The 1,420-nt window shown below is 71.8% G+C and carries 1 protein-coding gene and 1 pseudogene; both read left to right on the top strand.

Going from position 1 to position 1,420, the window contains the following annotated elements:
- Nucleotides 1-193 (top strand): annotated as a pseudogene (locus MNZ27_RS23180) (methyl-accepting chemotaxis protein); the annotation flags it as partial.
- Between the two features lie 323 nt (nucleotides 194-516).
- On the top strand, nucleotides 517-1,420 hold a 904-nt coding region (locus MNZ27_RS23175), incomplete at its 3' end, for an MCP four helix bundle domain-containing protein (protein ID WP_242396427.1).

Raw genomic sequence — 1,420 nt, 5'->3', positions numbered from 1 at the left:
GTCGCAGGCGGAGGCGCTGCAGCAGCTCATGTCGTTCTTCCAGGTGAGGGAGGAGCGGCGGCTCGCGCCGGTGCACGTGCCGGTGGTCCCCGCGGCGCACCCGGCCCCGGCCCCGACCGTCGAGCACCCGGTGCTGCCGCACCCCGGCGCGCACCCCGGCGCGACCGGCGATCACGGGTTCAAGCGGTTCTAGGATCGGGGAGAGCCGACCGGCTCCGCCGTGCCGGCTGCGCGCCGACGTCGGCGAGACGTCGGGGCATGAGCCGCTCGGGTGAGCAAGGCAGGCAGGGTGCGGTATGTAGCCGCACCCAGGGGTGTGAGGTCACTCACTTCGCACCTGATCACCCGAGCTGCACCCGGAACCACGTTTAGCCAGCAATCCCGAGGTCTTGCGCAGGCCGACCGGTAGCGGGCGAAGGTCTTCGTCTCCGGGCGCCTTCATTGCACGAGGCCGCCCGCCGCAAGAGCCCTGCGCCGGTCGGACCGCCGGCGTTCCCCCAACCCGGAGCCTCGGAAATGAAGAATCTCGGGATCGGCGTTCGCCTCGGAATCGCGTTCGGACTCCTGCTCGTCTTCCTGGTCGGTACCAGCCTGCTCGGGCTCGGGCGCCTCTCCGAGCTGAACCACATCGTGGACGATCTCGCGACGACACGGTGGGTCAGGGTGCAGAAGGCGGTGCAGGGGGCCGATTACGCCTCCGCCCAGGAGCTCGCCGTCGCCCGCCTGTTCATCGAGACGGACCCGGCCACGCTCCACGCCCTCGAGAGCGAGATCGACGAGACCCGGCGCAAGGCCGCCGCGCTCGGGCAGGAGTTCGAGCGGATGGGACTCGACGACGAGGGCGAGCGCGCCGCGGTCGCGCTCCGCGATCTCCGCCAGCAGTACGCCCAGTCCTTCGAGCGCACGCGGGCGGCGCTGGACGGGGGAGACCGGGAGGCCGCCCTCGCCGAGCTCAACGGCAAGCTCCGGCCCACGCTCGTCGAGGTCCAGCGCACCTGGGCCGGCTTCGTCGAGCACCAGAACCAGCTCGTCCGGGCCGCCGTCCAGGAGAAGGACGAGGCGTACGCGTCCGGGCGGACCATGACGATCATCCTCTTGATCGGCGCCCTGGTCGTGGCGGTGGTCGTCGCCGTGTACGTCACGCGCTCGATCACGGTGCCTGTGCTCGGCGCGGTGACGGCGGCGGACCGGATCGCGAAGGGGGATCTCCGGGATCAGGTGGAGGTGACGAGCGGGGACGAGGTGGGGAAGCTCCAGGCCGCGATGCGGGCGATGGGGGAGAAGCTGGCGGAGGTGATCGGGGAGGTGAGAGGCGGGGCGGAGGTGCTGACGGGGGCGTCGCAGCAGGTGTCGGCGACGGCGCAGGCGCTGTCGCAGGGGACGGGGGAGCAGGCGGCGAGCGTGGAGGAGACGACGTCGT

The sequence above is a fragment of the Anaeromyxobacter oryzisoli genome (assembly GCF_022690765.1).
Taxonomy (GTDB): domain Bacteria; phylum Myxococcota; class Myxococcia; order Myxococcales; family Anaeromyxobacteraceae; genus Anaeromyxobacter; species Anaeromyxobacter oryzisoli.
This window is presented reverse-complemented; position numbering and strand designations above follow the sequence as displayed.